The organism is Streptomyces paludis, from assembly GCF_003344965.1.
In the GTDB taxonomy this organism is placed as follows: domain Bacteria; phylum Actinomycetota; class Actinomycetes; order Streptomycetales; family Streptomycetaceae; genus Streptomyces; species Streptomyces paludis.
In genome coordinates this window covers 5,992,369-6,016,942 of record NZ_CP031194.1, presented here as the reverse complement: position 1 = coordinate 6,016,942, position 24,574 = coordinate 5,992,369, and the positions used below count along the sequence as shown (strand labels likewise).

General features: G+C 72.1%; 25 protein-coding genes. 11 read left to right on the top strand and 14 right to left on the bottom strand.

Annotated elements, in window-relative coordinates; translation table 11 throughout:
- Positions 1-193 precede the first annotated feature (193 nt).
- The 8 genes from DVK44_RS26595 to DVK44_RS26565 all read left to right on the top strand — a co-directional run bounded on the left by DVK44_RS26595 (position 194) and on the right by DVK44_RS26565 (position 6,713).
- A complete protein-coding gene (locus DVK44_RS26595; RefSeq protein WP_114662644.1) occupies positions 194-979 on the top strand; it encodes an amino acid ABC transporter ATP-binding protein in 786 nt (261 codons plus the stop codon).
- A gap of 230 nt (positions 980-1,209) precedes the next feature.
- Positions 1,210-2,043 (top strand): glutamate ABC transporter substrate-binding protein, encoded by an 834-nt coding sequence (locus tag DVK44_RS26590; RefSeq protein WP_114662642.1) that lies wholly within the window; start codon positions 1,210-1,212, stop codon positions 2,041-2,043.
- Positions 2,044-2,117: 74 nt separating this feature from the next.
- Positions 2,118-2,792, top strand: coding sequence for an amino acid ABC transporter permease (locus DVK44_RS26585; RefSeq protein WP_114662640.1), 675 nt, complete (start codon positions 2,118-2,120; stop codon positions 2,790-2,792).
- Positions 2,789-3,694, top strand: coding sequence for an amino acid ABC transporter permease (locus DVK44_RS26580; protein WP_114662638.1), 906 nt, complete (start codon positions 2,789-2,791; stop codon positions 3,692-3,694). Before DVK44_RS26585 ends, DVK44_RS26580 begins: the two co-directional genes overlap by 4 nt.
- 227 nt (positions 3,695-3,921) lie before the next feature.
- The gene (locus tag DVK44_RS26575) at positions 3,922-5,541 is read left to right on the top strand and encodes an FAD-dependent monooxygenase (RefSeq protein ID WP_114662636.1); all 1,620 of its coding nucleotides are present in this window, start codon (positions 3,922-3,924) and stop codon (positions 5,539-5,541) included.
- Between the two features lie 32 nt (positions 5,542-5,573).
- A complete protein-coding gene (locus tag DVK44_RS37980; RefSeq protein WP_311307652.1) occupies positions 5,574-5,660 on the top strand; it encodes a putative leader peptide in 87 nt (28 codons plus the stop codon).
- Positions 5,661-5,736: 76 nt separating this feature from the next.
- The gene (locus tag DVK44_RS26570; RefSeq protein WP_114662634.1) at positions 5,737-6,312 is read left to right on the top strand and encodes a cupin domain-containing protein; all 576 of its coding nucleotides are present in this window, start codon (positions 5,737-5,739) and stop codon (positions 6,310-6,312) included.
- A complete protein-coding gene (locus tag DVK44_RS26565) occupies positions 6,309-6,713 on the top strand; it encodes a rhodanese-like domain-containing protein (protein ID WP_408055360.1) in 405 nt (134 codons plus the stop codon). Before DVK44_RS26570 ends, DVK44_RS26565 begins: the two co-directional genes overlap by 4 nt.
- 89 nt (positions 6,714-6,802) lie before the next feature.
- On the opposite strand, the gene recX is transcribed toward DVK44_RS26565, so the two are convergent.
- The 4 genes from recX to DVK44_RS26545 all read right to left on the bottom strand — a co-directional run bounded on the left by recX (position 6,803) and on the right by DVK44_RS26545 (position 10,310).
- Positions 6,803-7,384: a recombination regulator RecX gene (gene recX / locus DVK44_RS26560; RefSeq protein WP_114662630.1), complete on the bottom strand. Its 582-nt coding sequence runs from the start codon at positions 7,382-7,384 to the stop codon at positions 6,803-6,805.
- 9 nt (positions 7,385-7,393) lie between these two features.
- Positions 7,394-8,524, bottom strand: coding sequence for a recombinase RecA (gene recA, locus DVK44_RS26555; protein WP_114662629.1), 1,131 nt, complete (start codon positions 8,522-8,524; stop codon positions 7,394-7,396).
- A 199-nt stretch (positions 8,525-8,723) separates the two neighbouring features.
- Positions 8,724-9,845, bottom strand: coding sequence for an AI-2E family transporter (locus tag DVK44_RS26550; protein ID WP_114662619.1), 1,122 nt, complete (start codon positions 9,843-9,845; stop codon positions 8,724-8,726).
- A gap of 270 nt (positions 9,846-10,115) precedes the next feature.
- Positions 10,116-10,310, bottom strand: a complete 195-nt coding sequence (locus tag DVK44_RS26545) for a DUF3046 domain-containing protein (protein ID WP_114662617.1) — start codon at positions 10,308-10,310, stop codon at positions 10,116-10,118.
- Between the two features lie 80 nt (positions 10,311-10,390).
- On the opposite strand from DVK44_RS26545, the gene DVK44_RS26540 reads away from it, so the two are divergent.
- The gene (locus tag DVK44_RS26540) at positions 10,391-11,332 is read left to right on the top strand and encodes a hypothetical protein (protein WP_114662615.1); all 942 of its coding nucleotides are present in this window, start codon (positions 10,391-10,393) and stop codon (positions 11,330-11,332) included.
- A gap of 21 nt (positions 11,333-11,353) precedes the next feature.
- Here the strand turns inward: DVK44_RS26540 and DVK44_RS26535 are convergent, their stop codons facing one another.
- The 3 genes from DVK44_RS26535 to DVK44_RS26525 all read right to left on the bottom strand — a co-directional run bounded on the left by DVK44_RS26535 (position 11,354) and on the right by DVK44_RS26525 (position 13,333).
- Complete coding sequence (locus tag DVK44_RS26535; RefSeq protein WP_114662613.1) at positions 11,354-11,662, bottom strand: AzlD domain-containing protein; 309 nt, start codon at positions 11,660-11,662, stop codon at positions 11,354-11,356.
- Entirely contained in the window at positions 11,659-12,438 is a 780-nt protein-coding gene (locus DVK44_RS26530) for an AzlC family ABC transporter permease (RefSeq protein ID WP_114662611.1), read from the bottom strand. Before DVK44_RS26530 ends, DVK44_RS26535 begins: the two co-directional genes overlap by 4 nt.
- Before the next feature lie 61 nt (positions 12,439-12,499).
- Positions 12,500-13,333 (bottom strand): AraC family transcriptional regulator, encoded by an 834-nt coding sequence (locus DVK44_RS26525; RefSeq protein WP_114662609.1) that lies wholly within the window; start codon positions 13,331-13,333, stop codon positions 12,500-12,502.
- Between the two features lie 147 nt (positions 13,334-13,480).
- Between DVK44_RS26525 and DVK44_RS26520 the strand changes: the two genes are divergently transcribed.
- Positions 13,481-18,112 (top strand): ATP-dependent helicase, encoded by a 4,632-nt coding sequence (locus DVK44_RS26520; RefSeq protein ID WP_114662607.1) that lies wholly within the window; start codon positions 13,481-13,483, stop codon positions 18,110-18,112.
- 67 nt (positions 18,113-18,179) lie between these two features.
- A complete protein-coding gene (locus tag DVK44_RS26515; protein ID WP_114662604.1) occupies positions 18,180-18,938 on the top strand; it encodes an Fpg/Nei family DNA glycosylase in 759 nt (252 codons plus the stop codon).
- Here DVK44_RS26515 and DVK44_RS26510 read toward each other — a convergent pair.
- The 7 genes from DVK44_RS26510 to DVK44_RS26480 form a co-directional block, all read right to left on the bottom strand.
- The gene (locus DVK44_RS26510; protein WP_114662602.1) at positions 18,899-19,243 is read right to left on the bottom strand and encodes a hypothetical protein; all 345 of its coding nucleotides are present in this window, start codon (positions 19,241-19,243) and stop codon (positions 18,899-18,901) included. The genes DVK44_RS26515 and DVK44_RS26510 overlap by 40 nt on opposite strands.
- Positions 19,244-19,511: 268 nt before the next feature.
- Positions 19,512-19,982 carry a Dps family protein gene (locus DVK44_RS26505; RefSeq protein WP_114662599.1) on the bottom strand — a complete coding sequence of 157 codons (471 nt, stop codon included), beginning with the start codon at positions 19,980-19,982 and terminating at the stop codon, positions 19,512-19,514.
- Between the two features lie 217 nt (positions 19,983-20,199).
- Positions 20,200-20,583 carry a helix-turn-helix domain-containing protein gene (locus DVK44_RS26500; RefSeq protein ID WP_114662598.1) on the bottom strand — a complete coding sequence of 128 codons (384 nt, stop codon included), beginning with the start codon at positions 20,581-20,583 and terminating at the stop codon, positions 20,200-20,202.
- Between the two features lie 109 nt (positions 20,584-20,692).
- Entirely contained in the window at positions 20,693-21,232 is a 540-nt protein-coding gene (locus tag DVK44_RS26495; protein WP_408055359.1) for a CinA family protein, read from the bottom strand.
- Positions 21,229-21,972: a CDP-diacylglycerol--glycerol-3-phosphate 3-phosphatidyltransferase gene (gene pgsA, locus DVK44_RS26490; RefSeq protein WP_114662595.1), complete on the bottom strand. Its 744-nt coding sequence runs from the start codon at positions 21,970-21,972 to the stop codon at positions 21,229-21,231. Before pgsA ends, DVK44_RS26495 begins: the two co-directional genes overlap by 4 nt.
- The gene (gene rimO / locus DVK44_RS26485) at positions 21,969-23,498 is read right to left on the bottom strand and encodes a 30S ribosomal protein S12 methylthiotransferase RimO (RefSeq protein ID WP_114662592.1); all 1,530 of its coding nucleotides are present in this window, start codon (positions 23,496-23,498) and stop codon (positions 21,969-21,971) included. Before rimO ends, pgsA begins: the two co-directional genes overlap by 4 nt.
- A 49-nt stretch (positions 23,499-23,547) precedes the next feature.
- Positions 23,548-24,309: a helix-turn-helix domain-containing protein gene (locus DVK44_RS26480; protein WP_228447679.1), complete on the bottom strand. Its 762-nt coding sequence runs from the start codon at positions 24,307-24,309 to the stop codon at positions 23,548-23,550.
- Between the last annotated feature and the right edge of the window lie 265 nt (positions 24,310-24,574).

Below are 24,574 nucleotides of genomic sequence, written 5' to 3'. Positions count from 1 at the left end.
CGTGCCAGTCAAGAGTCTCCCCGTTACGTCGGGGTTTCCGTTACCCACCCGGTACTCCCCGCACCCTCTCCCTTACGCGCAGTACCCGGCTGCGATCGGATCGTTATGCTCAATTTCAGCTCAGATGTAATGACGCTGATCGCAGCGCGTGACTATGGTCCTCTCCAACCGAGGAGGACGGAGCAAAAAGCCGATGAGCGGAGTGTCAGCGACCAAGGACACCGGTGACGCCGGGCCGGCGACGGGCGACCTGGTCGTACTGAGCAACGTGAACAAGCACTTCGGCGCGCTGCATGTGCTCCAGGACATCGATCTGACCATCGCCCGTGGCGAGGTCGTGGTCGTCATCGGGCCCTCCGGGTCCGGCAAGTCCACACTGTGCCGCACCATCAACCGCCTGGAGACGATCGATTCGGGCGTGATCACGATCGACGGGAAGCCGCTGCCGGACGAGGGCAGGGAACTGGCCCGGCTGCGCGCCGATGTCGGCATGGTCTTCCAGTCGTTCAACCTCTTCGCACACAAGACGGTGCTGGAGAACGTCATGCTGGGCCAGCTCAAGGTCCGCAAGACGGAGAAGAAGGACGCCGAGGACAAGGCGCGCGGACTGCTCGACCGGGTGGGCGTCGGCTCGCAGGCCGACAAGTACCCCGCGCAGCTCTCGGGTGGTCAGCAGCAGCGCGTCGCCATCGCGCGGGCGCTGGCGATGGGGCCGAAGGTCATGCTCTTCGACGAGCCGACCTCGGCGCTCGACCCCGAGATGATCAACGAGGTGCTGGAGGTCATGCAGCAACTGGCGCGCGAGGGCATGACGATGGTCGTCGTCACGCACGAGATGGGTTTCGCCCGCTCCGCCGCCAACCGGGTCGTCTTCATGGCGGACGGCCGCATCGTCGAAGAGGCGTCGCCCGACGAGTTCTTCAGCAATCCGCGCAGCGACCGTGCCAAGGACTTCCTGTCGAAGATCCTGCACCACTGATCCGGCGCACCGCTTGATCCGGCGCACCACCTGATCCCGCACAACGCAGTTCCCGTACAGCTCAGTTCCGTACAGCTCAGTTCCGTACGCACGGTCCGCACCGCCGGCCTCGAAACCGCCGCCGGCGGCGTCCGCGGCTCCGCTCACGGCTGCCTTTCGCAGCTCTTCTTACGGCTCCACCGAGTTCGGCAGAACCTGTTCGTCCACGTCTCACCGAGGGAAGTCCACGCATGAAGCTTCAGAAGGCAAGCGCGGCGGCAGCCGGCGCTCTGGTCCTCGCCCTGACCGTCACCGCCTGCGGCGGCGACAGCAACGACGACAGCAGCAGCGGCAGCGGCGGTGGCAAGATCACCATCGGCATCAAGACCGACCAGCCCGGTATCGGCCTCCAGCTGCCCGACGGCAGCTACGCGGGCTTCGACGTGGACGTCGCCACCTACGTCGCCAAGGAACTCGGCTACGACGCGAAGAACATCGTCTGGAAAAAGGCCCCCAGCGCCGAGCGCGAGAACCTGATCGCCAACGGTGACGTGAAGTTCGTCGCCGCCAGCTACACGATCAACGACGAGCGCAAGAAGAAGGTCGACTTCGCCGGCCCGTACCTCCTCGCCCACCAGGACCTGCTGGTCCGCGCGGACGACACCTCGATCACCAAGGTCGAGGACCTCAACTCGAAGAAGCTCTGTTCGGTCACCGGTTCGACATCCGCGCAGAACGTCAAGGACAAGCTCGCCCCCAAGGCGGACCTCCTGGAGCGCGGCGGCTACTCCGAGTGCCTGACCGGTCTGGAGAACAAGGCCGTTGACGCCCTGACCACGGACGACTCCATCCTCGCCGGCTTCGCCGCGCAGAAGGACCTCCAGGGCAAGTTCAAGCTCGTCGGTCTCAAGCTCAGCGACGAGCCCTACGGCATCGGCCTCAAGAAGGGCGACACCGAGCTGAAGACGAAGATCAACGACGCGCTCAAGAAGATGGTCTCGGACGGTTCCTGGGAGAAGGCGGTCCAGGCGAACTTCGGCCCGGCCGGCTACAAGAACGAGCCCGCCCCGCAGATCGCCGACTGACACAGCAGTGACGCGCCGCCGGCCGGTCCGGCGGCGCGTACCGACCAGCCAACCAGGGGAGAGCGCGGGGCATCGTGTTCGACTTTCTTGATTCCGGGCAGTACGACCTGCTCGGCGCCTTCTGGGTGACGGTGCAGCTCACCCTCTACTCCGCGGCCGGATCCCTCATATGGGGAACGCTGCTCGCCGGGATGCGGGTCAGTCCCGTACCCCTCCTGCGTGTCTTCGGTACGGGATACGTCAACCTCGTCCGCAACACCCCGCTGACCCTGGTCCTGGTCGGCTGTTCACTGGGGCTCAACCAGACCCTTTCGATCACCCTCGGCGGCGGGGACTTCAAGTCCATCGGCTTCCGGCTCGCCGTCCTCGGGCTGTCCGCCTACACCGGCACCTTCGTCTGCGAAGCGCTCCGCTCCGGCATCAACACCGTGCCCGTGGGCCAAGCGGAGGCCGCCCGCGCGCTCGGTCTGAGCTTCCGTCAGGTCCTGACGCTGATCGTGCTGCCGCAGGCGTTCCGCGCCGTGGTGGCGCCGCTCGCCAACGTACTGATCGCGCTGACCAAGAACACCACCGTGGCCTCGGCCATCGGCGTGGCGGAGGCATCGGCGCTGATGAAGACCATGATCGAGAACGAATCCAGCGCGCTCTTCGCGGTCTTCACGCTCTTCGCCCTCGGATTCATCCTCCTCACCCTTCCCACCGGACTGCTCCTGGGCTGGGTCAGCAAGCGCGTGGCGGTGAAGCGATGAGTACCACGTCCGTTCTGTACGACGCTCCGGGTAAACGCGCCAAACGGCGGAATGTGATCTACACGATCGCCGCCCTGGCCGTCTTCGCCCTGGCGGCCTGGTGGGCGCTGGCCATCATGGCCGACAAGAACCAGCTGACGGCCGAGAAGTGGAGTCCGTTCGTCAAGGACTCCAGGATCTGGACCACCTATCTGCTGCCCGGCCTCGGCGAGACGCTCAAAGCGGCCGCCCTGGCCATCGTGATCGCCCTGCCGCTCGGCGCGCTCCTCGGCATCGGCCGGCTCTCCGACCATGCCTGGATACGGGTGCCGGTCGGCGCGGTGGTCGAGTTCTTCCGGGCCATCCCGGTCCTACTGCTGATGATCTTCTCGTACCGGCTGTACGTGGAGTTCGCCAACGTCTCGTCGGACGTGCGCCCGCTCTACGCGGTGGTCACCGGGCTGGTGCTCTACAACGCCTCGGTCATCGCCGAGGTCGTCCGCGCCGGCATCCTCACCCTGCCCCGCGGCCAGACCGACGCCGCGAAGGCGATCGGGATGCGCAAGGGCCAGACCATGTCGTACGTCCTGCTGCCGCAGGCGGTCACGGCGATGCTCCCGGCCCTCGTCAGCCAGCTGGTCGTGATCGTCAAGGACACCGCGCTGGGCGGCGCGGTGCTGGGATTCGCCGATCTGCTCTCGCAGAAGGAGCCGATCCCCGCCAACTACGGCGCGAACACCATCGCGACGCTGGTCGTCATCGGTCTCATCTACATCGTGCTGAACTTCGCGCTCACCAGCTTCGCCGGCTGGCTGGAGAAGCGGCTGCGGCGCGCCAAGAAGAGTACGGGCGCGGTGCTCGGTGCCAATGACGCGCATCAAGCCAACGCTCCGGGCCACGCCACGAACGAAAGCGGCGTCTGAGGCCGGTGGGACTGGGGGTGTACGCGCCGCGCGGACCGTCGCTTGACGCGGGCACCCCCAGTGGGTTGCATACGTTCTGTGATCACACACCGGGCTCCCAGGGCCTGTCTTCAAAGTCCCGCCCGGCTCGCGACGCCCGGCACGCACGCGCGCGGCGTTGCCGGGATCGCCCCCGTACGTCCAGCACTGGGGCGCCCCTTGACCGCACGGGCCGCGGAGGTCCCGCCGTGGACCCGGTGATCGTCGTCGGCGCGGGCCCGGTGGGGCTCGCGCTGGCCCTGGCCCTCGCCGCGCAGGACGTCCCCTCCGTCGTACTGGACGAAGGGGACGGTTCGGACGATCCCCGGCCCGCCCGTACGGCCATACTGCGCTCCGACACCGCCGAACTGGTGGCCCGGCTCGGCTGCACCACCCTCGGTGACGAGGGGGCGCGCTGGGTCGGCTGGCGTCTGATGCGGCGCAAGCAGCTGATGCGGGAGCTGGCCCTCGACGAGCCCGGCGGCGGCACCCCCGCGCCCCTCCACATTCCCCAGCACGCCCTGACGCGCGGACTGCGCGACGCCGTCGCCCGGCAGGACCTGGTCCGGCTGGTCACCGGCAGCCGGCTCGACGCGCTGGAGCAGGACGGCGGCGGGATCACGGCGCACACCCGCGGGCCCGGCGCGCGCGGCTGGCGCGGCAGCCATCTGGTGGGCTGCGACGGCGCGAGATCCACCGTCCGCAAGCTGCTCGGCATCCGCTTTCCGGGGCGTACGGCGGTGGAACGGCACGCCGTGGCCGCGCTCCGCGCCGATCTCCCCTGGCCCGACGAGGCGCTGGTGCACCGGCAGCCGCCCTGGCGCGGCGGCGGCGAGGAGGTCTCCGCCAGGCCGCTCGCGGACGGAGTGTGGCGGCTCGACTGGCTGCTGCCCTCCCGCGGCGAGTTGGTGACGCCCGACGCGCTGGTGGCGCGGTTAAGGGACACCCTGGCCGGCTGGTGCGGGGAGACCCCGCCGTACGAACTGCTCGACACGGGCGTCTATACGCTGCACCACCGGCTCGCGAGGCGGTGGCGCGCGGGCCGGGCGTTCCTGGCCGGGGACGCCGCTCATCTGCTGGGCGCGGTGGGCACCCAGGGGCTCGACGAGGGGCTGCGGGACGTCGACAACCTCTCCTGGAAGCTGGCCGTGGACTGGCACCACGGCGCCTCCGAGACGCTGCTGGACAGCTATCAGGCGGAGCGGCGCACGGCGGTCGCCGCGCGGCTGCGGGCCGCGGACCAGTCGCTGCCGATACTGCGGAGCGGCGGGCTGCGGACCTATCTGCCGGGAGCCGCGCGCGGGCACGACGCCCTCCTCGCGGACGGGCATCTGGGGCACGGACCATTGGGAGCACCGCCGTCCTATCCGCACTCCCCCCTCACACCTCCGCGCGCCGAGGCGCAGACGGCGGTGAGTACGCCCCCCGGCGGGCCGGTCGTCGACGTACGGGTCACGGCGCCCGACGGCACGGCCGTACGGCTCGGGGACCGGCTCGGGCGCGGCCGGCTGCTGGTGGTGCTGGTCGCTCCGGGGACCGGGGTGTGGGACCGGCGGCACTGGCTGACCGCGGGGGTGATGCCGCGGCTGGCCGCCGCGGTGACCTCCCTGCCGGTACGGGCCGAACTGCTGGTCACGGAGGCGTATCCGGGGGCTTCCGCGCACAGCGTGCTGCTGGTGCGGCCGGACGGGCATCTGGTGGCGGCTTTCGGCGGAGTGCGCCCCTCCGACCTCTACGCGGCGGCCGACACGGCGCGCGGAGGCGCTCCGTCCGCCGGAGCGGAGGAGTCGGAGCAGCCCGTGCCGGACCGCACCGCGAACGTCAATTGACCGTCGTCGGCTCGCGTGGTGTACTCCAAAACGTGACCGACACCGATGTGCGCCTGTGGCGGAGGGTCCATATGGACCTCCTCCGCTATGCGGGCTGCGTCTGTCGCCCGTCCTGCTGATTCGCCCTTCTCCCTCTGTGCCCGCCGCGTCGTGCCGCGGCGACGGCACTCTCGCGAACTTCTCAGGACGGTCACGATGTCTGTTCCCGTACGTATTTCCGCGCCCTCCGTCGCGGCGCCCTCCGACCGGCCCGCGGCGCCGGCGGGGCCCGCGGCTTTCGGGCCCACCCCCGCCGAGCTGCTCGACTTCGTCCGCAGGACGGTCACCGACGGCGCGCTGATCGCCTCGCTTCCCCTCGATCCGGAGGGCAGGACCTGGGTCCGGCTCGACGGCCCGGCGGGCAGCGAGGCATGGCTGATCGGCTGGCCGCCCGGCACGGGCACCGGCTGGCACGATCACGGCGGCTCGCACGGCGCCTTCGCCACGGCGTCGGGCGCGCTGAAGGAGGACTCGCTGGCGGCCAGGCTGCCCACCGAGGGCTGGAAGACGCTGGAGCTGGCCGAGGGCGTCGACCGCGAGCGCCGGCTGACGGCGGGCGAGGGCCGGGCGTTCGGCCGCCACCATGTGCACGAGGTGCGCAACGAGTCCGGCTCCGAGCACGCGGTCTCCGTTCACGCGTACTACCCGCCGCTGCCGCTGATGCGTCGTTACAGCCGGACGGGCGCGGTGCTCCGGCTCGAACAGGTCGAGCGCCCCGAGGAGTGGCAGTGAGCGACGGCACGGCACCAGTGGAGCCGACCGGCATCGACGAGCTGCTGGAGCGGGTACGCGCGGACCTGGACCGCGTGGACCCGCGCGAGGCCCACAAGGCCGTCGCCGACGGCGCGCTGCTGGTGGACATCCGCTATGCCGCGCTGCGAGACCGCGACGGGCTGATCCCCGGCGCGCTGGTCGTCGAGCGCAACGAGCTGGAGTGGCGGCTCGATCCGCGGGGCAGTCACCGCGCCCCCGAAGCCACGGACCACGGCCTGCGGGTGATCGTGGTCTGCAACGAGGGGTACGCGTCGAGCCTCGCGGCGGCCTCCCTCCGCCTGCTCGGCCTCCGTCGCGCGACCGATCTCGTGGGCGGCTTCCAGGCGTGGCGGGAGGCGGGACTGCCGGTCGCCCGGTAGCCGGTAGCCGGTAGGGATCGGACACCGGCCGAGGGAGGGCCGGTCCGGTCCTCCCCGCGCCGGACCTGTTCTCCCCCGAGGAACAGGTTCTAGTGGAACTCCTCGTCCAGCCCTTCGGTGTCCTCCCCCTCCTCCTCCAGCGCCTGTCTGACCACCCGAAGCGCCATGCCCTCCGAATAGCCCTTGCGGGCCAGCATCCCCGCGAGCCTGCGCAGCCGTCTGTCCCGTTCCAGACCGCGGGTGGCGCGGAGCTTGCGGGCGACCAGCTCGCGGGCGGTCGCCTCTTCCCGGTCCGCGTCGAGCTGTCCGACGGCGTCGTCGATCAGGGCGGCGTCCACCCCTTTCGTCCGCAGCTCCCGCGCGAGGGCGCGCCGGGCCAGGCCCCGGCCGTGGTGCCGGGACTCCACCCAGGCGTCCGCGAACGCCGCGTCGTTGATCAGTCCCACGTCCTCGAAGCGGGAGAGTACCTCTTCCGCGGTGTCCTCGGGGATCTCCCGCTTTCTCAGCGCGTCCGCCAGTTGTCCGCGGGTGCGCGGGGTACCGGTGAGCAGGCGCAGACAGATCGCCCGCGCCCGCTCCGCCGGATCCTGGGACGACGGCTCCTGCCCGGCCCTCGACGAGTCGGAGCCGCCGTCCGGCCCTTCCGTCCGCCGCCTCTTCGCATAAGGCACGGTCCGGACTTAACTCTTGGCCGTCGCCGCCTTGGCCGACTTGGCCTTGGCAGCGGGAGCGGGCACCGTCTTCGCCGCGTCGGCGGCCGGGGCGGGCGCGCCTGCCGCGGGGGCGGCCCCGGCCTCGACGGTCTGCGCGTCCGGCCGTACACCGATGCCCAGCTTGTCCAGGATCTTCTTCTCGATCTCGTTGGCGAGATCGGGGTTGTCCTTGAGGAAGTTGCGGGAGTTCTCCTTGCCCTGGCCGAGCTGGTCGCCCTCGTACGTGTACCAGGCGCCCGCCTTGCGGACGAAGCCGTGCTCCACGCCCATGTCGATCAGCCCGCCCTCGCGGCTGATGCCCTGGCCGTAGAGGATGTCGAACTCGGCCTGCTTGAAGGGCGGCGCGACCTTGTTCTTGACGACCTTGACGCGGGTGCGGTTGCCGACGGCGTCGGTGCCGTCCTTCAGCGTCTCGATACGGCGGATGTCCAGGCGCACCGAGGCGTAGAACTTGAGCGCCCGGCCACCGGTCGTGGTCTCCGGCGAGCCGAACATGACGCCGATCTTCTCGCGGAGCTGGTTGATGAAGATCGCGGTGGTCTTGGACTGGTTGAGCGCGCTGGTGATCTTCCGGAGCGCCTGGCTCATCAGCCGCGCCTGGAGGCCGACGTGCGAGTCGCCCATCTCGCCCTCGATCTCCGCGCGCGGCACCAGGGCCGCGACGGAGTCGATGACGATGAGGTCGAGCGCGCCGGAGCGGACCAGCATGTCCACGATTTCGAGCGCCTGCTCGCCGTTGTCCGGCTGGGACAGGAGGAGGTTGTCGATGTCGACGCCGAGCTTCTTCGCGTACTCGGGGTCGAGGGCGTGTTCGGCGTCCACGAAGGCCACCGAACCGCCGAGCCGCTGCGCGTTCGCCACCGCGTGCAGCGTCAGCGTCGTCTTGCCGGAGGACTCCGGTCCGTAGACCTCGACCACTCGGCCGCGCGGCAGGCCCCCGACGCCGAGCGCGACGTCGAGCGCGGTCGATCCGGTGGGGATGACCTCGATGGGCTCGTTCGGCCGGTCACCGAGGCGCATCACCGCGCCCTTCCCGAATTGCCGTTCAATCTGTGCGAGAGCGGCGTCCAGCGCCTTCTCGCGGTCGGTTCCTGCCATGGGTTCCACCCGATTTGCTTGAGTCGATCGCTTCACGTCAACGACGCTATCCCCTGCCACTGACAATGGGCCCCGACGCCCTCCCGGCCTGTGGAAAACTCGGCCGGTCCGGTGCCACCGGACACGCCATCACACGCCGCACCCACCGGCTCGGGGAAACACCGCCCGCCTCCATCAGAATGGATGTTCGATTTTACTGTCAAGCGCGCTCGCGGCGCAGCGTCTGCCGCAGCCGCGCCGCGAACGGACCGCGCCGGCCGCCCCCGCGGCCCCCGCCCCGCACCCGGGGCTCGTCCATCACGTCGTACCGCTTCACATACGCCCCGAGGAACGCCTGCAAGGTCGCGACGGCCGGAATCGCGATCAGCGCGCCGACCGCGCCCAGCAGCGCCGTCCCCGCGATGACCGAGCCGAAGGCCACGGCCGGATGGATGTCGACGGTCCTGGCGGTGAGCTTCGGCTGGAGCATGTAGTTCTCGAACTGCTGGTAGATCACGACGAATCCGAGCACCCACAGCGCGTACCAGGGATCCACGGTGAAGGCGATCAGCATCGGCAGGGCGCCGGCGAGATAGGTGCCGATGGTCGGGATGAACTGGGAGACGAGCCCCACCCACACCGCCAGCGCGGGCGCGTACGGCACGTCCAGGAACTCCAGCATGATGTAGTGCGCCACACCGGAGACAAGCGCCATCAGCCCCCGTGAGTAGAGATAGCCGCCCGTCTTGGCGACGGCGATCTCCCAGGCGCGCAGCACCTCGGCCTGTCTGGCCGGCGGGAGCACGGAGCAGAGCGCGCGCCGCAGCCGGGGCCCGTCCGCCGCGAAGTAGAACGAGAACAGGAAGATCGTCAGCAGCCGGAACAGCCCGCCCAGGAGCGTCGTGGAGACGTCGAGGACCCCGGTCGCGCTGTTCTGCACGTACTTCTGGAGCCAGTCGGAGTGGAGCAGGCTGTCCTGGACGGCGACCCTGGACAGCTCCGTGTGGAAGGTCTGGTTGATCCAGTTGATCACCGAGTCGAGGTACTGGGGGAAGGAATCGACGATGTCGATGATCTGACCGGCCAGCATTGAGCCCAGCATCACGACAAAGCCGGTGCTCGCGATCAGCACCGCGAAGAAGACGAGGAACGTGGCGAGCCCCCGCCGGATACCGCGGTCCGCCATCCGGCCGACGGCGGGCTCGACCGCCAGCGCCAGGAAGAAGGCGATCAGCACATTGATCAGCAGCCCGACCAGCTGGTGGAACGCCCAGCTGCCCAGCTGGAAGCAGCCGAGGAGCGCCAGCGCGAGGACCATGGCGCGCGGCAGCCACCCGGGCATCCGGCCGTGACCGCCGTCGCTACCGGTCCCGCCGTGCCCCCCGGAACCTTCCGGTGGGGACGGCTCCGGTGGGCACGGCTCCGCCGCCGGCGACCCGGGCGACGTGGCCTGTCGTGCGACCACGGGAGAAGCCGGAGAAGCGGGAGAACTCGGCGAGGGAATCGGCGGTTGCCCGCCCGGTGCGGTGTCGTCAGTCGGTGCCACGGATCCAGTCTGGCCTACGGCTGTGACACCGCTCCGCCCCGGACGGACCGGACCGCCGCGCGCATGTCAGCGTTTCTCAGCCGGAATCCCCATGGCCGTGCAGACCGCGCGCCAGACGTCCTTGGCCTCCCAGCCGGAGTCGAGCGCCTGGTGCACCGTACGGCCGCCCAGTTCGGCCATCACATGGTCACGGGCGAAGGAGTCGGCATAGGCGGCGCCGAAGTGGTCCGCCATCCGCTCCCAGAAAATCGTCAACCGCATGCCCTCAGTATCGCGCCCCTGAGAGTGCCGCCCGGCCCGTACCCCCTCGTTCCCCGGCCGCCGCGGCCTACGGTCGGACCATGGCTGGCACCGCAGGATCCCCCGCGTCCCCCCTCGCCCGCGCCGAGCGGTTCATCTGGCTGACGGCGCGCGTCCTCGAACAGCGGCGGTTCGCGTACCACTTCCTCGACCGGGACAAGGGCTCCGGCCGTGGCAGAGAAGCGGTCGAGGCGGCGCTCACCGCGTACCGCGAGGAGGACGGCGGGTACGGGCACGGGCTCGAACCCGATCTGCGCGGCCCCGTCAGCCAGCCGCTGCACACGGCGCACGCGCTGCGCGTCCTCGACTCCATCGGCCGCTGCGACGGGCCGCGGGCCGAGCTGATCTGCCGGTATCTCACCGCGGTGTCGACCCCCGAGGGCGCGCTGCCCGCCGTCCATCCCTCACTGAGCGGCTTTCCGCACGCGCCCTTCCTCCCGGTCGCCGACGGCGCGCGAAGCTCCCTGCTGGCGACCGGGCCGGTGGTCGGGCTGCTGCGCCGCAACGATGTCTGGCACGCCTGGCTGTTCCGCGCCACCGACTTCTGCTGGGCCGCCGTCGAAGCGCTGGAGGAAACGCACCCGTACGAAGTGGAAGCCGCGGTCGCCTTCCTGGACGGCGTCCCCGACCGCGCGCGGGCCGAGGCGGCGGCGGACCGGCTCGGCCGGCTGGTACGGAAGCGGAGGCTGGCCGTACTCGATCCGCGGGACCGGTCGGCGTACCGCGTGCCCCCGGGGTACGCGCCGGGCGAGCACCACTTCCCGCACGACTACGCGCGCGTGCCCGAGTCCCTGGCCCGCCACTGGTTCACGGACGGGGAGATGGCGCGGTCGCTGGACTTCCTCGCCGGGCGGCAGGCGGAGGACGGCGGCTGGCCGGTGACCCGGCGCGCGTGGGCGCCGGGCCCCGTGCGGGAGTCGCGGCCGATCGTGACCATCGAGGCCCTGCGGACCCTGCGGGCGTACGGCCGGCACATCGGCTGATCCGTCGGCCGCCGGCCCGGGTCAGCCGCCGAGCGCCCGGACGCCCGCGGTGGCCACCACGGCCGCCCCCACGACCACCAGGAAGGGGGCGCGCAGGACCAGCGCGAGGGCCGCCGCCGCGAGCCCGGCCCCCCGGGCGTCCAGCGCCAGCGCCCCCTGGTCGCTGAAGGTCTGCTGCGCGGTCAGTGCGGCGAGCAGCGCGACGGGCAGCAGCGCCGACAGCCGCTGGACGAGCGGGCGCTCCAGCGCCGCCGCGGGGACGAGCAGACCCAGCAGCTTGACGAGATAGCAGCCGACCGCGGTCGCGCCGATGGCGATCCAGATGGTCAACGGTCCGTTCCCTTTCCGCTCGTTGTGCGCCGTCGGCCCTCGTACCAGAGGACGGCGGGCGCCGCCAGGGCAGCGACGAGCACCGGCACCCCGGCGGGCAGCACCGGCAGGAAGCCGAGTCCCAGGACGACCGCGAGGCCCGCGACCGTCCGTTCCGTGGCCGTACGGAGCATGGGCGCGAGCAGGGCGAGGAAGACCGCGGGCCCCGCCGCGTCGAGCCCCCACGCGGCGGTGTCGCCGAGCGCCTCCGCGCCGAGGGCCCCGGCGAGGGTGCTGAGGTTCCAGAGCGTGTAGAGCGTGAGCCCGGTGACCGTGAAGCCGATCCGGGCGGCGCGCCGCGAGGGCTGCGCGAGCGCGACGGCCGTGGTCTCGTCGATCACCCACTGGGCGGCCAGCGGGCGCACCGGCCCCGGCAGCCGCAGCAGCTGGGACAGCCGCAGCCCGTAGAACGCGTTGCGCACGCCCAGGAAGAACGCTCCGGCGGCGGCGGTGAGCGGATTGCCGCCCGCGGCGAGCGCGCCGACGAGCGCGAACTGCGAGGCTCCCGTGAAGACCAGCAGGCTGAGCGCGCAGGTCTGCCCCACGGAGAGGCCGGCGCCGGCCGAGGTGACCCCGAAGGCGAAGCCGGAGAGCCCGACGGCGATACCGACCCCCAGCGCGTCGCGTACGACGGCGGAGTCGGGCTTGCCCGCCGGTGCGGGCGGGGATCCGGGCGCGCTCGCGCGAGGACCGTCTTCCGGTATGTCCGCCGAAGCGGACGTTGTCTGTTCTGCCACCCGTCGGACGGTACGGGGCGCGGGCGGCCCCGTCTTGTACGTTCTTGCGCTCAGCCCGTGCTCAGCCCGTGAGCCCCAGCCGCTCCTTGCGGTACGCCCCGGGCGGGACCCCGACGATCCGGGTGAAGTGCCGGTTGAGATGGGGCTGGTCGGTGAACCCGACGGTCACGGCCGCCTCGGCCGGGGTCGTACCGGCCTCCAGGAGCCGGCGGGCGCGGCGTACGCGCGCGTCGGTGAGCCAGCTGTGCGGCGGCAGGCCGTAGGCGTCCTTGAACGCGCGCAGCAGGGCGAAGGGGCCGGTCCCGAGTTCGGCGGCGAGCCGCTCCAGGGACGGCGGGTCCGCCATGCGCGCCTCCAGCACGGCACGCGCGCGTGCCGCGTGCCGGGCCCCGGCACCGGTCGCCGGACGCCGCTGCCGGAGCGTGCCGCCGTTCGTCCGCAGCAGCCGGGTCACCGCGACCCGCAGGAGGGTGTCCGCGGCGAGGGCGTTGCCCTCCTCGGCGGCGCGCAGCACCTGGTGCACGAGATGGGTCGCGTACCGGTCCTCCACCACGGGGGCCGCGAAACCGGGCGTGCCGCGGAGCGTCGTGGTCTCGGCGGCGATCGCCGCGACCACCTCGGCCGCCGGGTAGACCGCCCCGTACCGCCAGCCCTCCGCGTCCTGCGCATGGCCGGTGTGCGGGGTGTCGGGGTTGATCAGCGCGAGCGCGCCGGGGCCCGCGTACTGCTTTCCCTGGCTGTGCTGGAAGACATCGACCCCGTGCGTGACCGCGGCGATGACGAAGGTCTCGTGCGTGTGCGGCAGAAACGTCTTGTCGATGTAGCGCGCCCGCAGCAGATCGACCCCGGGCAGCTCCGAGTAGCGCCAGTGCCGTGCCTGCTCCCGCCGTGCCATGCCCTCATTCTGCGCCGTCCCCCACAAGATCCGCCCCCGGGTCCGCGGCGGGCCCCGCCCCGGCCGGGAGACCGCCCCGTACCCCCGCCGGCGGCCCGTTTCCCCAGGTCCGGGCGATTGTCAGTGGTCGGGTGCACGATGGGGGACATGGCACGCTCCGCGCTCGACTCCTTCTCCCCCGCGACCCGTGGCTGGTTCACGGGGGCCTTCCCCGCGCCCACGGCGGCGCAGGAGGGAGCCTGGCGTGCCATCGCGGAGGGCTCCGACGTGCTGGTGGTCGCCCCGACCGGCTCGGGAAAGACACTGGCCGCCTTTCTCGCCGCCCTGGACCGGCTCGCCTCCTCGCCGCCGCCCGCCGAGCCGAAGAAGCGCTGCCGGGTGCTGTACGTATCACCGCTCAAGGCACTCGCCGTCGATGTGGAGCGCAATCTGCGCAGCCCGCTCACCGGCATCCGGCAGGAGTCCGCGCGGCGCGGACTGCCCGAGCCGGAGGTGCGGGTGGGGATCCGCTCGGGCGACACCCCGGCAGCCGAGCGGCGCTCCCTCGCCATCCGGCCGCCCGACATCCTGATCACCACGCCCGAGTCGCTGTTCCTGATGCTCACGTCCGCCGCCAGGGACGCGCTCGCCGGCATCGAGACGGTGATCCTGGACGAGGTGCACGCGGTGGCGGGGACGAAGCGCGGCGCGCATCTCGCGCTGTCCCTGGAGCGGCTGGACGAGCTGCTGCCGCGCCCGGCCCGCCGGATCGGACTGTCGGCGACGGTGCGGCCGGTGGAGGAGGTGGCCCGCTATCTGTCGCCGCAGCGCCGGGTGGAGATCGTCCAGCCCCCCTCCGGGAAGGAGTTCGACCTCTCCGTGGTCGTCCCGGTCGAAGACCTGGGCGAGCTGGGCGGCTCCCCCGCGCCGGACCGGGCGGCGGACCCGGAGCGCGCGGAGAAGCCGTCGATCTGGCCGCATGTGGAGGAGCGGATCGCCGATCTCGTCCAGGCACACCGCTCCACGATCGTCTTCGCCAACTCCCGCCGGCTGGCCGAGCGCCTGTGCAACCGGCTCAACGAGATCGCGTACGAACGGGCGACCGGCGAGACGATGCCCGAGGAGCACTCCCCCGCCCAGCTCATGGCCCAGTCGGGTGCGGCCCGGGGCGCGCCCGCCCTGCTCGCCCGCGCGCACCACGGCTCGGTCTCCAAGGAGCAGCGCGCCCAGGTCGAGGAGGACCTCAAGGCCGGCCGGCTGCCCGCCGTCGTGGCCACCTCCAGTCTGGAGCTGGGCATCGACATGGGCGCGGTGGATCTCGTCGTCCAGGTCGAGTCGCCGCCCTCGGTCGCCTCGGGCCTCCAGCGGGTCGGCCGCGCGGGCCACCAGGTGGGCGCGGTCTCCACCGGAGTGGTCTTCCCGAAGTATCGCGGCGATCTGGTGCAGGCCGCCGTGGTCACCGAACGTATGCGGGCCGGAGCCATCGAGGCGCTCCGCGTGCCGGCCAACCCGCTGGACGTGCTGGCCCAGCAGCTCGTCGCGCTGGTCGCACTGGACACCCGGCAGGCCGACGACCTGCTGGCCCTGGTCCGCCGCGCCGCCCCGTTCGCCGCGCTGCCCGAGTCGGCGTTCACCGCCGTGCTGGACATGCTCGCCGGGCGCTATCCCTCCGACGCCTTCGCCGAGCTGCGGCCCCGCGTGGTGTGGGACCGCGTCACCGGTACGGTCACGGGCCGGCCGGGAGCCCAGCGCCTCGCCGTCACCTCGGGCGGCACCATCCCCGACCGCGGTCTCTTCGGTGTCTTCCTCGTCGGGGCCGACCCCAAGAAGGGCGGCGGCCGGGTCGGCGAGCTGGACGAGGAGATGGTCTACGAGTCGCGGGTCGGCGATGTCTTCACGCTCGGTACGTCGTCCTGGCGGATCGAGGACATCACCCGCGACCGGGTCCTGGTCTCCCCCGCCCCCGGCGTCCCCGGCCGGCTGCCCTTCTGGAAGGGCGACCAGCTGGGCCGCCCGCTGGAGCTGGGCCGGGCCGTGGGCGCGTTCCTGCGCGAGGTCGGCTCCCTCACCGAGGAGGACGCCCGGCCGCGTCTGACGGCCGCCGGGCTGGACACACTGGCCGCCGGCAATCTGCTCGCCTACCTCGACGAGCAGCGCCGTGCCTGCGGACACATCCCCGACGACAGGACGATCCTGGTCGAGCGGTTCCGCGACGAGCTGGGCGACTGGCGGGTGGTGATCCACTCCCCCTTCGGGGCCCAGGTCCACGCGCCCTGGGCGCTGGCCCTCGGCGCCCGGCTCTCCGCGCGGTACGGCATGGACGCGCAGGTCATGCACGCCGACGACGGCATCGTGCTGCGCCTCCCGGACGCCGATCCGATGGGCCTCGACCTGCTCGGCGACGGGCCGGACGGGGCCGGACCGGCCTTCGTCAGCGAGCAGGCGCCCCTCGGCGCCGCGGATGTCGCGTTCGACGCGGGCGACATCCGGGGGATCGTCACCGAACAGGTGGGCGGCTCGGCGCTGTTCGCCTCCCGGTTCCGGGAGTGCGCCGCGCGGGCCCTGCTGCTGCCGCGCCGCAGCCCCGGCAAGCGCACCCCGCTCTGGCAGCAGCGCCAGCGCGCCGCCCAGCTCCTTCAGGTGGCGAGCGAGTTCGGCTCGTTCCCCATCGTGCTGGAGGCGGTGCGCGAATGCCTCCAGGACGTCTTCGACGTCCCCGGACTCAGCGAGCTGATGGGCGACATCGAGTCCCGCAGGGTCCGGCTGATCGAGGTCACCACGGCGGAGCCCTCCCCCTTCGCCCGCTCCCTGCTCTTCGGCTATGTCGCCCAGTTTCTGTACGAGGGGGACTCGCCCCTCGCGGAGCGCCGGGCGGCCGCGCTGTCGCTGGACTCGCGGCTGCTGGCCGAGCTGCTGGGCCAGGCCGAGCTGCGGGAGCTGCTCGACCCGGACGTACTCGCCGAGCTGGAGCGCGAGTTGCGGTGGCGCACCGAGGACCGGCGCGTCAAGGACCCGGAAGGCGTCGCCGATCTGCTCCGGATCCTGGGCCCGCTCACCGACGAGGAGCTGGCCGAGCGCGGCGCGGACCCTTCCTGGGCCGAGGAGCTCGCCTCGGCCCGCCGCGCCATCCGGGTACGGATCGGCGGGACCGCGCACTGGGCCGCCATCGAGGACGCGGGCCGGCTGCGCGACGCGCTCGGCACGGCGCTGCCGGTCGGTGTGCCCGAAGCCTTCACCGAACCGCTCAAGGACCCGCTGGGCGACCTCCTCGCCCGCTATGCCCGGACCCACGGTCCGTTCACCTCCTCAGCCGCCGCCGGGCGCTTCGGCCTCGGCACCGCGGTCACGGACGGCGCCCTCCAGCGTCTCGCCGCGAGCGGCCGGGTCGTCCAGGGCGAGTTCCACCCCTCCGGCATCGGCCAGGAGTGGTGCGACGCCACCGTGCTGCGCCGGCTGCGCCGCCGTTCCCTGGCCGCGCTGCGCCAGGAGCTGGAGCCGGTGCCGCCCGCCGCGCTCGCCACCTTCCTGCCGCGGTGGCAGCATCTGAGCGGCGACAGCCTGCGGGGCATCGACGGACTCGCGCGCGCGGTCGAGCAGTTGCAGGGCGCGCCCGTCCCCGCCTCCGCGCTGGAGAAGCTGATCCTGCCGTCCCGTGTCTCCGGCTACACCCCCGCCCTGCTCGACGAGCTGACCACCACCGGCGAGGTGCTGTGGGCCGGAGCGGGCTCCCTGCCCGGCAAGGACGGCTGGGTGTCGCTCTGTCCCGCCGACGCCGCGCCCCTGCTGCTCGCCCCCGCACGCCCCCTGGAGCAGACCGCGCTCCACGCATCCGTACTGACCACGCTCTCGGGCGGGTACGGGCTGTTCTTCCGGCAGATCGCAGACCAGGTCCGCGCCACCACCCACCCGGACGCGACGGACCCGCAGCTCGCCGACGCCCTCTGGGACCTCGCCTGGTCCGGTCGGCTCACCAACGACACCCTGGCCCCGCTGCGCTCCCTCCTCGGCTCCGGCCGTACGGCGGGCGCCACGGCCCACCGGACCCGGCGCGCGGTGCCGCGCGGGCGGTACGGCACGGGGGCGGCCCCCGCCCGGCCCGCCTCCCGCTCGGGGCCGCCCACCGTCAGCGGCCGCTGGTCGCTGCTCCCCGCGCCGGAGCCCGACCCCACCCACCGGGCCCACGCGCTGGCCCGCACCCTTCTGGACCGGCACGGCGTGGTGACCCGGGGCGCCGTCGCGGCCGAGGGCGTGGCGGGCGGTTTCTCCTCGGTCTACCGGGTGCTGTCGGCGTTCGAGGACAGCGGACAGGCCCGCCGCGGCTATGTCGTCGAGGGCCTGGGCGCCGCCCAGTTCGCGATGGACGGCGCGGTCGACCGGCTGCGCGCCGCCGCGACGGCCCACGACCGCGCCGTGGCGCGGCCCGCGCCGGACGCCGTGGTCATGGCCGCCGCCGACCCGGCCAACGCGTACGGCGCGGCGCTCCCCTGGCCGGATCCCCCGGCCGGCGCCGGGCACAAGCCGGGCCGCAAGGCGGGGTCGCTCGTCGTCCTGGTCGACGGTGAGCTGACGCTGTACATGGAGCGCGGCGGCCGGACCCTGCTCGCCTGGCCCGCGGACCCGGAGGACCCCGCGCTGCGCGCCGCGACGGAGGCCCTGGCCGGAGCGGCGCGCGCGGGCGCCCTCGGAGCCGTCACCGTGGAGCGGGCCAACGGCCTGCCCGCCCTGACCGCCCCGCTGGGACGTGCGCTCGAAGCGGCGGGCTTCCACGCGACCCCCAGGGGGCTGCGCCTGCGCCCCTGAGACCCGTGCGCCGGGACGCGACGGCCCTTTCCGCCCACGCCGCCCTCCGTACCGCATCATGGAAGACGTGCCCGAAGGAGACACCGTCCTCCATACCGCCCAGCGCCTGCACGCCGCCCTCGCCGGGCAGCCGCTCACGCGGGCGGAGCTGCGGGTGCCCCGGTTCGCGACCGCCGATCTCACCGGCCTGACCGTTCTGGAAGTGGTCCCGCGCGGCAAGCATCTCCTCACCCGCCTGGAGGGCGGTCTCACCCTCCACTCCCATCTGCGGATGGACGGCGCCTGGAAGGTGTACGGGCGCGACGAGCGCTGGCGCGGCGGCCCGGCGTACCAGATCCGGGCCGTCCTCGCCACGGCCGAGCGCACGGCGATCGGCTACCGCCTGCCCGTCCTCGAACTGCTGCGCACCCGCGACGAGGAGCGGGTGGTAGGCCATCTCGGTCCCGATCTGCTGGGCCCCGACTGGGACCCGGCCACTGCCCTGCGCAATCTGCTGGCCGATCCGGCCCGGCCGCTCGGGCCGGCCCTGCTCGACCAGCGCAACCTCGCCGGCATCGGCAATGTCTTCAAGTCGGAGACCTGCTTCGCCGTCCGGGCGACGCCCTGGCTTCCGATCGGTCAACTCCCGTCACCCGAGCGCCTGGTGACGGCGGCGAAGAGACTGCTGGAAGCCAACCGGGACCGGCCCGGCGCCGCCCGGCGGCTCTCCGTGTACGGTCGCGGCGGCCGTCCCTGCCCGCGCTGCGGCGCCCCTGTCCGTACGGCGGACCAGGAGGGACGCCCCACCTACTGGTGTCCCTCCTGCCAGTCGGGCCCCCTCTGCTGACGGCTCGCCGGCGGCGCCTCCCGGCCCGTCTCCCGGCCCACCGCCCGTCCCGGCAGCGGCCCCGCCACCGTTCCGGCACCCGCCGCCCCCGGAGCGTGCTCCGGAGCCCGCTCGGCAATCCGCCCCGCCCTCCGCCGCCGTGACGCGGCGACATGGACGGGCAGCAGGCTGAGTCCCCAGCCCCCCGCCGCCACCGCCCCCTCCACCAGTCCGGTCCGCTCGGGCTCCAGCGCGAGCCGCAGCACCGCCCACCACCACACCCCACCGAGTGCCACCGCCGGCAGAAGCGTCCATCGCCGTTCCATGGCTGCCTCCTCGGCTGCCTCCTCGGCTGCCGCCTCCGGCCGACCCTAGGGCCTCTCGTTTGGATCATGCCGGGCTCGCGTGCCCCGGCACCGCGCCTCGCCGCGTTGTCGTCAGTCGGCGACGCTCCGCGTCGCCTCCCTCCTCCGCCTTGCGATCCACGGCACCGGACCCCGCTCCCTGATCCGGCCTGATCCAAACGAAAGACCCTAGTCCCGCCCGATCACCCGCCGCGAGGGCGCATCGGAGGCACACTCCGGCGCGTGCCGGTCACGCACTCTCCGCCTGGAACATCCACGCGTGCTTCTCCAGGTCGGCGGCCACCTGAATCAGCACGTCCTGCGTCACCGGATCCGGCTCGTCCGTGACCTCGATACGCTCCCGCATCCGCGCCGACACCGCCCCCAGCGCGTCCACCAGCAGCCGTACGGCGTCCGTGTCCTTGATCCACCCGTTGGGCACGGGCCCGATCGCGCTCGTCCCCGCCACCGTCGCGGCCCGCCCGTCCGGTGTCACCCCGATCGCCGACGCCCGCTCCGCGACCGTGTCCGAATGCTGTCGCGCCGTGGCCACGACCTCGTCCAACTGAAGGTGCACGGACCGGAAGCGCGGTCCGACGATATTCCAGTGCACCTGTTTGGCGACCAGCGAGAGATCCACCAGATCGACCAGCGCGCCCTGGAGCGCCTCACCGACCAGCTTCAGATTCTCCTCGGACAGGGAACTCCTCACGACAGACATGCAGGATCCTCCACTTCCGTACCGATATGCACTGACGTCCGTTCTCTGCTCCCACCATGGCACAAATGCCATAAAACGGTCTCCCCGAGAACGACGGCAAGACGGGAACGGGGAGCGGGGAACGGGGACCGGGGAACGGAACTGCGAGGGGAACGGGTACGACAAAGCCCCGGCCGGTACGCATACCGGTCGGGGCCCCTGATCGTCCTGATCGCCGTCAGGCGGCGACGACGTCCACCGCTTCGGCGGGCGCCTTGATCGTCACCCGCTCCGTCGGCACTCCGGCCACCGACGTCACAGAGACAGAGTTGAGCATGGGGCGTACTGGCGCAGACAGCGGCTCGTTCGCCGCCGCCGACGCGGCCAGCTCCGCCAACGACAGTTCGTCGCTCACTTCACGCATGAGCTCGGACATCCGTACGTCAAGCGCGTCGCAGATCGCGGAGAGCAGCTCGGAGGATGCCTCCTTCTGCCCCCGCTCCACCTCGGAGAGATAGCCGAGCGAGACTCGGGCGGACGAGGAGACTTCGCGCAGAGTACGGCCCTGGCGCTGGCGCTGCCGACGCAGCACGTCACCCAGCAGGCGACGGAGCAGAATCATCGGTGGCTCCCTCCTCGGACCGCGTAGCCGCATCCTTCACGCCCCACCGTACCGCCTTGCGCTGCGGCCGTGCGGGGAGCGATGTCGTGTTCACTCAGGGCTGCAAACATCAATTCCCCCCGTTCTGTTCCGTATCCTGTGCCCGCCCGTTCCCGGACAGTTCGCTGAGGAGTAGCCCGAGCACGCTCCGTACACTCTCTTTACGGATGTCCGCCCGGTCGCCGTTCAACCGCAGCGCGGCCACTTTCCCCACACCTTCCGGTCCGGCAATCGCCACATACACGGTGCCGACCGGCTGCCCGTCCTGCGGATCGGGGCCCGCCACCCCGGTGGTCGCCGCGCCCCAGGTCGCCCCCAGCACCCGGCGCACCCCGGCCGCCAGCTGCCGCGCGACCTCGGGATCCACCGCGCCGCGCTCCTCCAGAAGGGGCCCGTCGACGCCCAGAACGTCCCGCTTGAGGTCCGTCGCGTACGCGGTGACGGACCCGCGGAAGGCCCGGGAGGCACCGGGTACGGACGTCAGCTCCGCGGCGACCAGCCCGCCGGTCAGGGACTCCGCGACGGCCAGCGTCGCGCCCCGCGCCACCAGCGCCTCCAGCACCGCCGCGGCCGTGCCGCCGCCGGCCGGCGCCCCCGCCCCGCTGCTCACCGCCCGGACTCCGCCTCGGCACGCTCCGCCGCCAGGCCCTGACGCCGCAGCACGACCGCCTGGCGCACATAGTCCAGCCCCGTGGCGACCGTCAGCACGACGGCCACCGTCATCACCCAGAACCGCAGCGTCGCCAGCGGCCCGGTCAGCGCGAGTACGTACATCCCCACGGCCACCCCCTGCGCCAGCGTCTTCATCTTGCCGCCGCGGCTGGCCGGGATCACTCCGTGTCTGATCACCCAGAACCGCAACAGCGTGATGCCCAGTTCACGGAAAAGGATGACCCCCGTCACCCACCACGGCAGATCGCCGAGCGCGGACAGACAGATCAGCGCCGCGCCCATGATCGCCTTGTCCGCGATCGGGTCGGCGATCTTGCCGAAGTCGGTGACCAGGTTGTACGTACGGGCCAGATGGCCGTCGAAGACGTCCGTGATCATGGCGACGGCGAACGCGGCCCAGGCCCAGGCCCGCCAGACGGGGTCGTAACCGCCGTCCTGGAGCAGCAGGAACACGAATCCGGGCACGAGCACCAGCCGCACCATGGTGAGGATATTGGCGATGTTCCACAGACTGGCCTGATTGACCACGGCCGCTCCCAGCTTGCCGCCGGCACCCGCACCACCGGAGGCGCCGGTACCGCTTCCCGGTTTCCCGCCGGGCCCGGACGTACCTCCGGTACCACCCGTCACCGGTGTCGCTCCGGTGCCGCCCGCCGCGGACGCCGGGACTCCGGTCATCTGGCCGCCTCCTCGCCCGGGGTCCGGGAGACGTCCCCCGGAAGCTCGTAGCACTCGGCCACCAGGTCCACGCCCTCGGTGCCGATCACCTTCGCCCCGACCATAAGTCCGGGACGCAGTCCCTCACGCGAGGTGAAGATCACCTGGCCGTCGGTCTCGGGCGCCTGGTGCGCGGCCCGGCCCACCGCCGCCTCGCCGTCGGCGCCCTCCGGCTCGACGGACTCGACGAGCACCTCCAGGCTCTCACCGAGCCGCTCCTCGGCCCGCTGCGCCGTCAGCTCCTCGGCCAGCCGCGACAGGTGCGCCAGCCGCTCGGAGACGACATCCGCGTCCAGCTTGCCGTCGTACGTCGCGGCTTCCGTACCGTCCTCGTCCGAGTAGCCGAAGACCCCGATGGCGTCGAGCCGCGCGCCGGTGAGGAAGCGCTCCAGCTCGGCGAAGTCGGCCTCGCTCTCGCCGGGGAAGCCGACGATGAAGTTGGAGCGCACCCCGGCCTGCGGGGCCTTGCCCCGGATGGTCTCCAGCAGCTCCAGGAAGCGGTCGGTGTCCCCGAATCTGCGCATCGCGCGCAGGACGCCCGGGGCCGAATGCTGGAAGGACAGATCGAAGTACGGCGCGATCTTGGGCGTGGAGGTCAGCACATCGATCAGCCCGGGCCGCATCTCGGCGGGCTGGAGGTAGCTGACCCGGATCCGCTCGATCCCGTCGACGTCGGCCAGCTCCGGCAGCAGGGTCTCCAGCAGCCGGATGTCACCGAGGTCCTTGCCGTACGACGTGTTGTTCTCGGAGACGAGCATGACCTCCTTGACGCCCTGCTCGGCCAGCCAGCGCGTCTCGCCGAGCACATCGGAGGGGCGCCGGGAGATGAAGGACCCGCGGAAGGACGGGATGGCGCAGAAGGAGCAGCGCCGGTCGCAGCCGGAGGCCAGCTTCACGGAGGCGACGGGGCTGGTGTCGAGCCGCCGCCGCAGGGGCGCGCGCGGACCGGAGGCCGGTGCGACCCCGTCCGGCAGGTCCGCGGGCGCGGCGGCCGGGTCGGGGGCCGGCTCGGCGGCGGTCTGCGCGTGACCGGGCAGCGCCACATCGGCGCCCTGCCGCTCGACCGGGCTGAGCGGCAGCAGTTTGCGCCGGTCGCGCGGGGTGTGCGAGGCGTGGATGCCGCCGTTGAGGATGGTCTGGAGCCGGTCGGAGATATCGGCGTAGTCGTCGAAGCCGAGCACCCCGTCCGCCTCGGGCAGCGCCTCGGCCAGCTCCTTGCCGTAGCGCTCGGCCATGCAGCCGACGGCGACGACGGCCTGCGTTCTGCCTTGATCCTTCAGATCGTTGGCTTCCAGCAGGGCGTCGACGGAGTCCTTCTTCGCGGCTTCGACGAATCCGCAGGTGTTGACGACGGCGACATCCGCCCCGGAGGCGTCCTGGACAAGCTCCCAGCCGTCCGCTGCCAAGCGGCCTGCAAGCTCCTCCGAGTCCACCTCGTTACGGGCGCAGCCAAGAGTGACAAGGGCGACGGTACGGCGTTCGGGCATGGGCTCAAGACTACTTTGTCCTGGCCCCGCCCTTACCGTGCAGGGTTGCTCAGCCCGCTTCGGGATCGCCCTGTGTGTACGAGAGCCGCTCGACCTGGCCGGGCTGGAACTCGTCCTCGACCTTCTTGCCGTTCACATACAGCTCGATCGCGCCCGCGTTCCCGAGGATCAGATCGATCTGTTCGTCGTCCTGAAAGGTCTTCGAATCGCCCTTGAGGAGAAGTCCGTCGAACAGCAGTTTGCCGTTGTGCGCCTTCGCGGAGATCCAGCTCTTGTCGTCTATGGCCGACAGCTTGACCGTGACCTTGTCGCGCGGGGCCGCCGCGATGGCGCTGTCCGACGGCTCGGGCTTGGGGTCGGCCGTTTTCGGCGGGGTCGGCCGGGTGCTGGTCCGGTCGGGCTTGGGGCCCTCGGCGACCGGCTTCTCCTTGGTCCCGGCGTCCCCGCCGTTGAACGCGGTGAAGCCGACGAAGCCCACCACGGCGACGATCGCCGCGACCATCGCGGCGGTCCAGTTGGGCCGGCGCCGCTCCGGCCGAATCCGTTCCGCCTCGAACATCGGCGCCGCGGGCGTCGGCGCGGGACGCCCGCCGCGCTCGGCGTCGAACTGATCGATGAGGGGCGCGGGATCAAGCCCGACCGCGCGGGCGAGCATACGGATGTGGCCGCGGGCGTAGACATCACCGCCGGAGCGCGTGAAGTCGTCCTGTTCGATCGCGTGCACGATGGGGACGCGCACCCGGGTGGAGCCGCTGATCTCGTCGACGGTGAGACGCGCGGCGATCCGCGCGTGCTGAAGCGCCCGGCCGATCGAGGGCCGTACGTCTTCGGGGGGTGTGGCCTCGGCGGAGTCACCGCCGGGAGCGTGGTCTTCGGTAGCGTGGCCGTCTGAGGACTTGCCGTCGGGAGATTTGCCGATGGACACGGGGGCGCCTTTCGAGCGTGTAGCCACCTGCTGGACGCTCAGTCTATGGGTGGTACGAAAGGGTGGGGCAACCGGGCGGATGTACTTTGTACGCCATCGGAATGGCCGAATGGCATGGGGTGGGAACACCATCTTCCCCCCTTTCCCAACT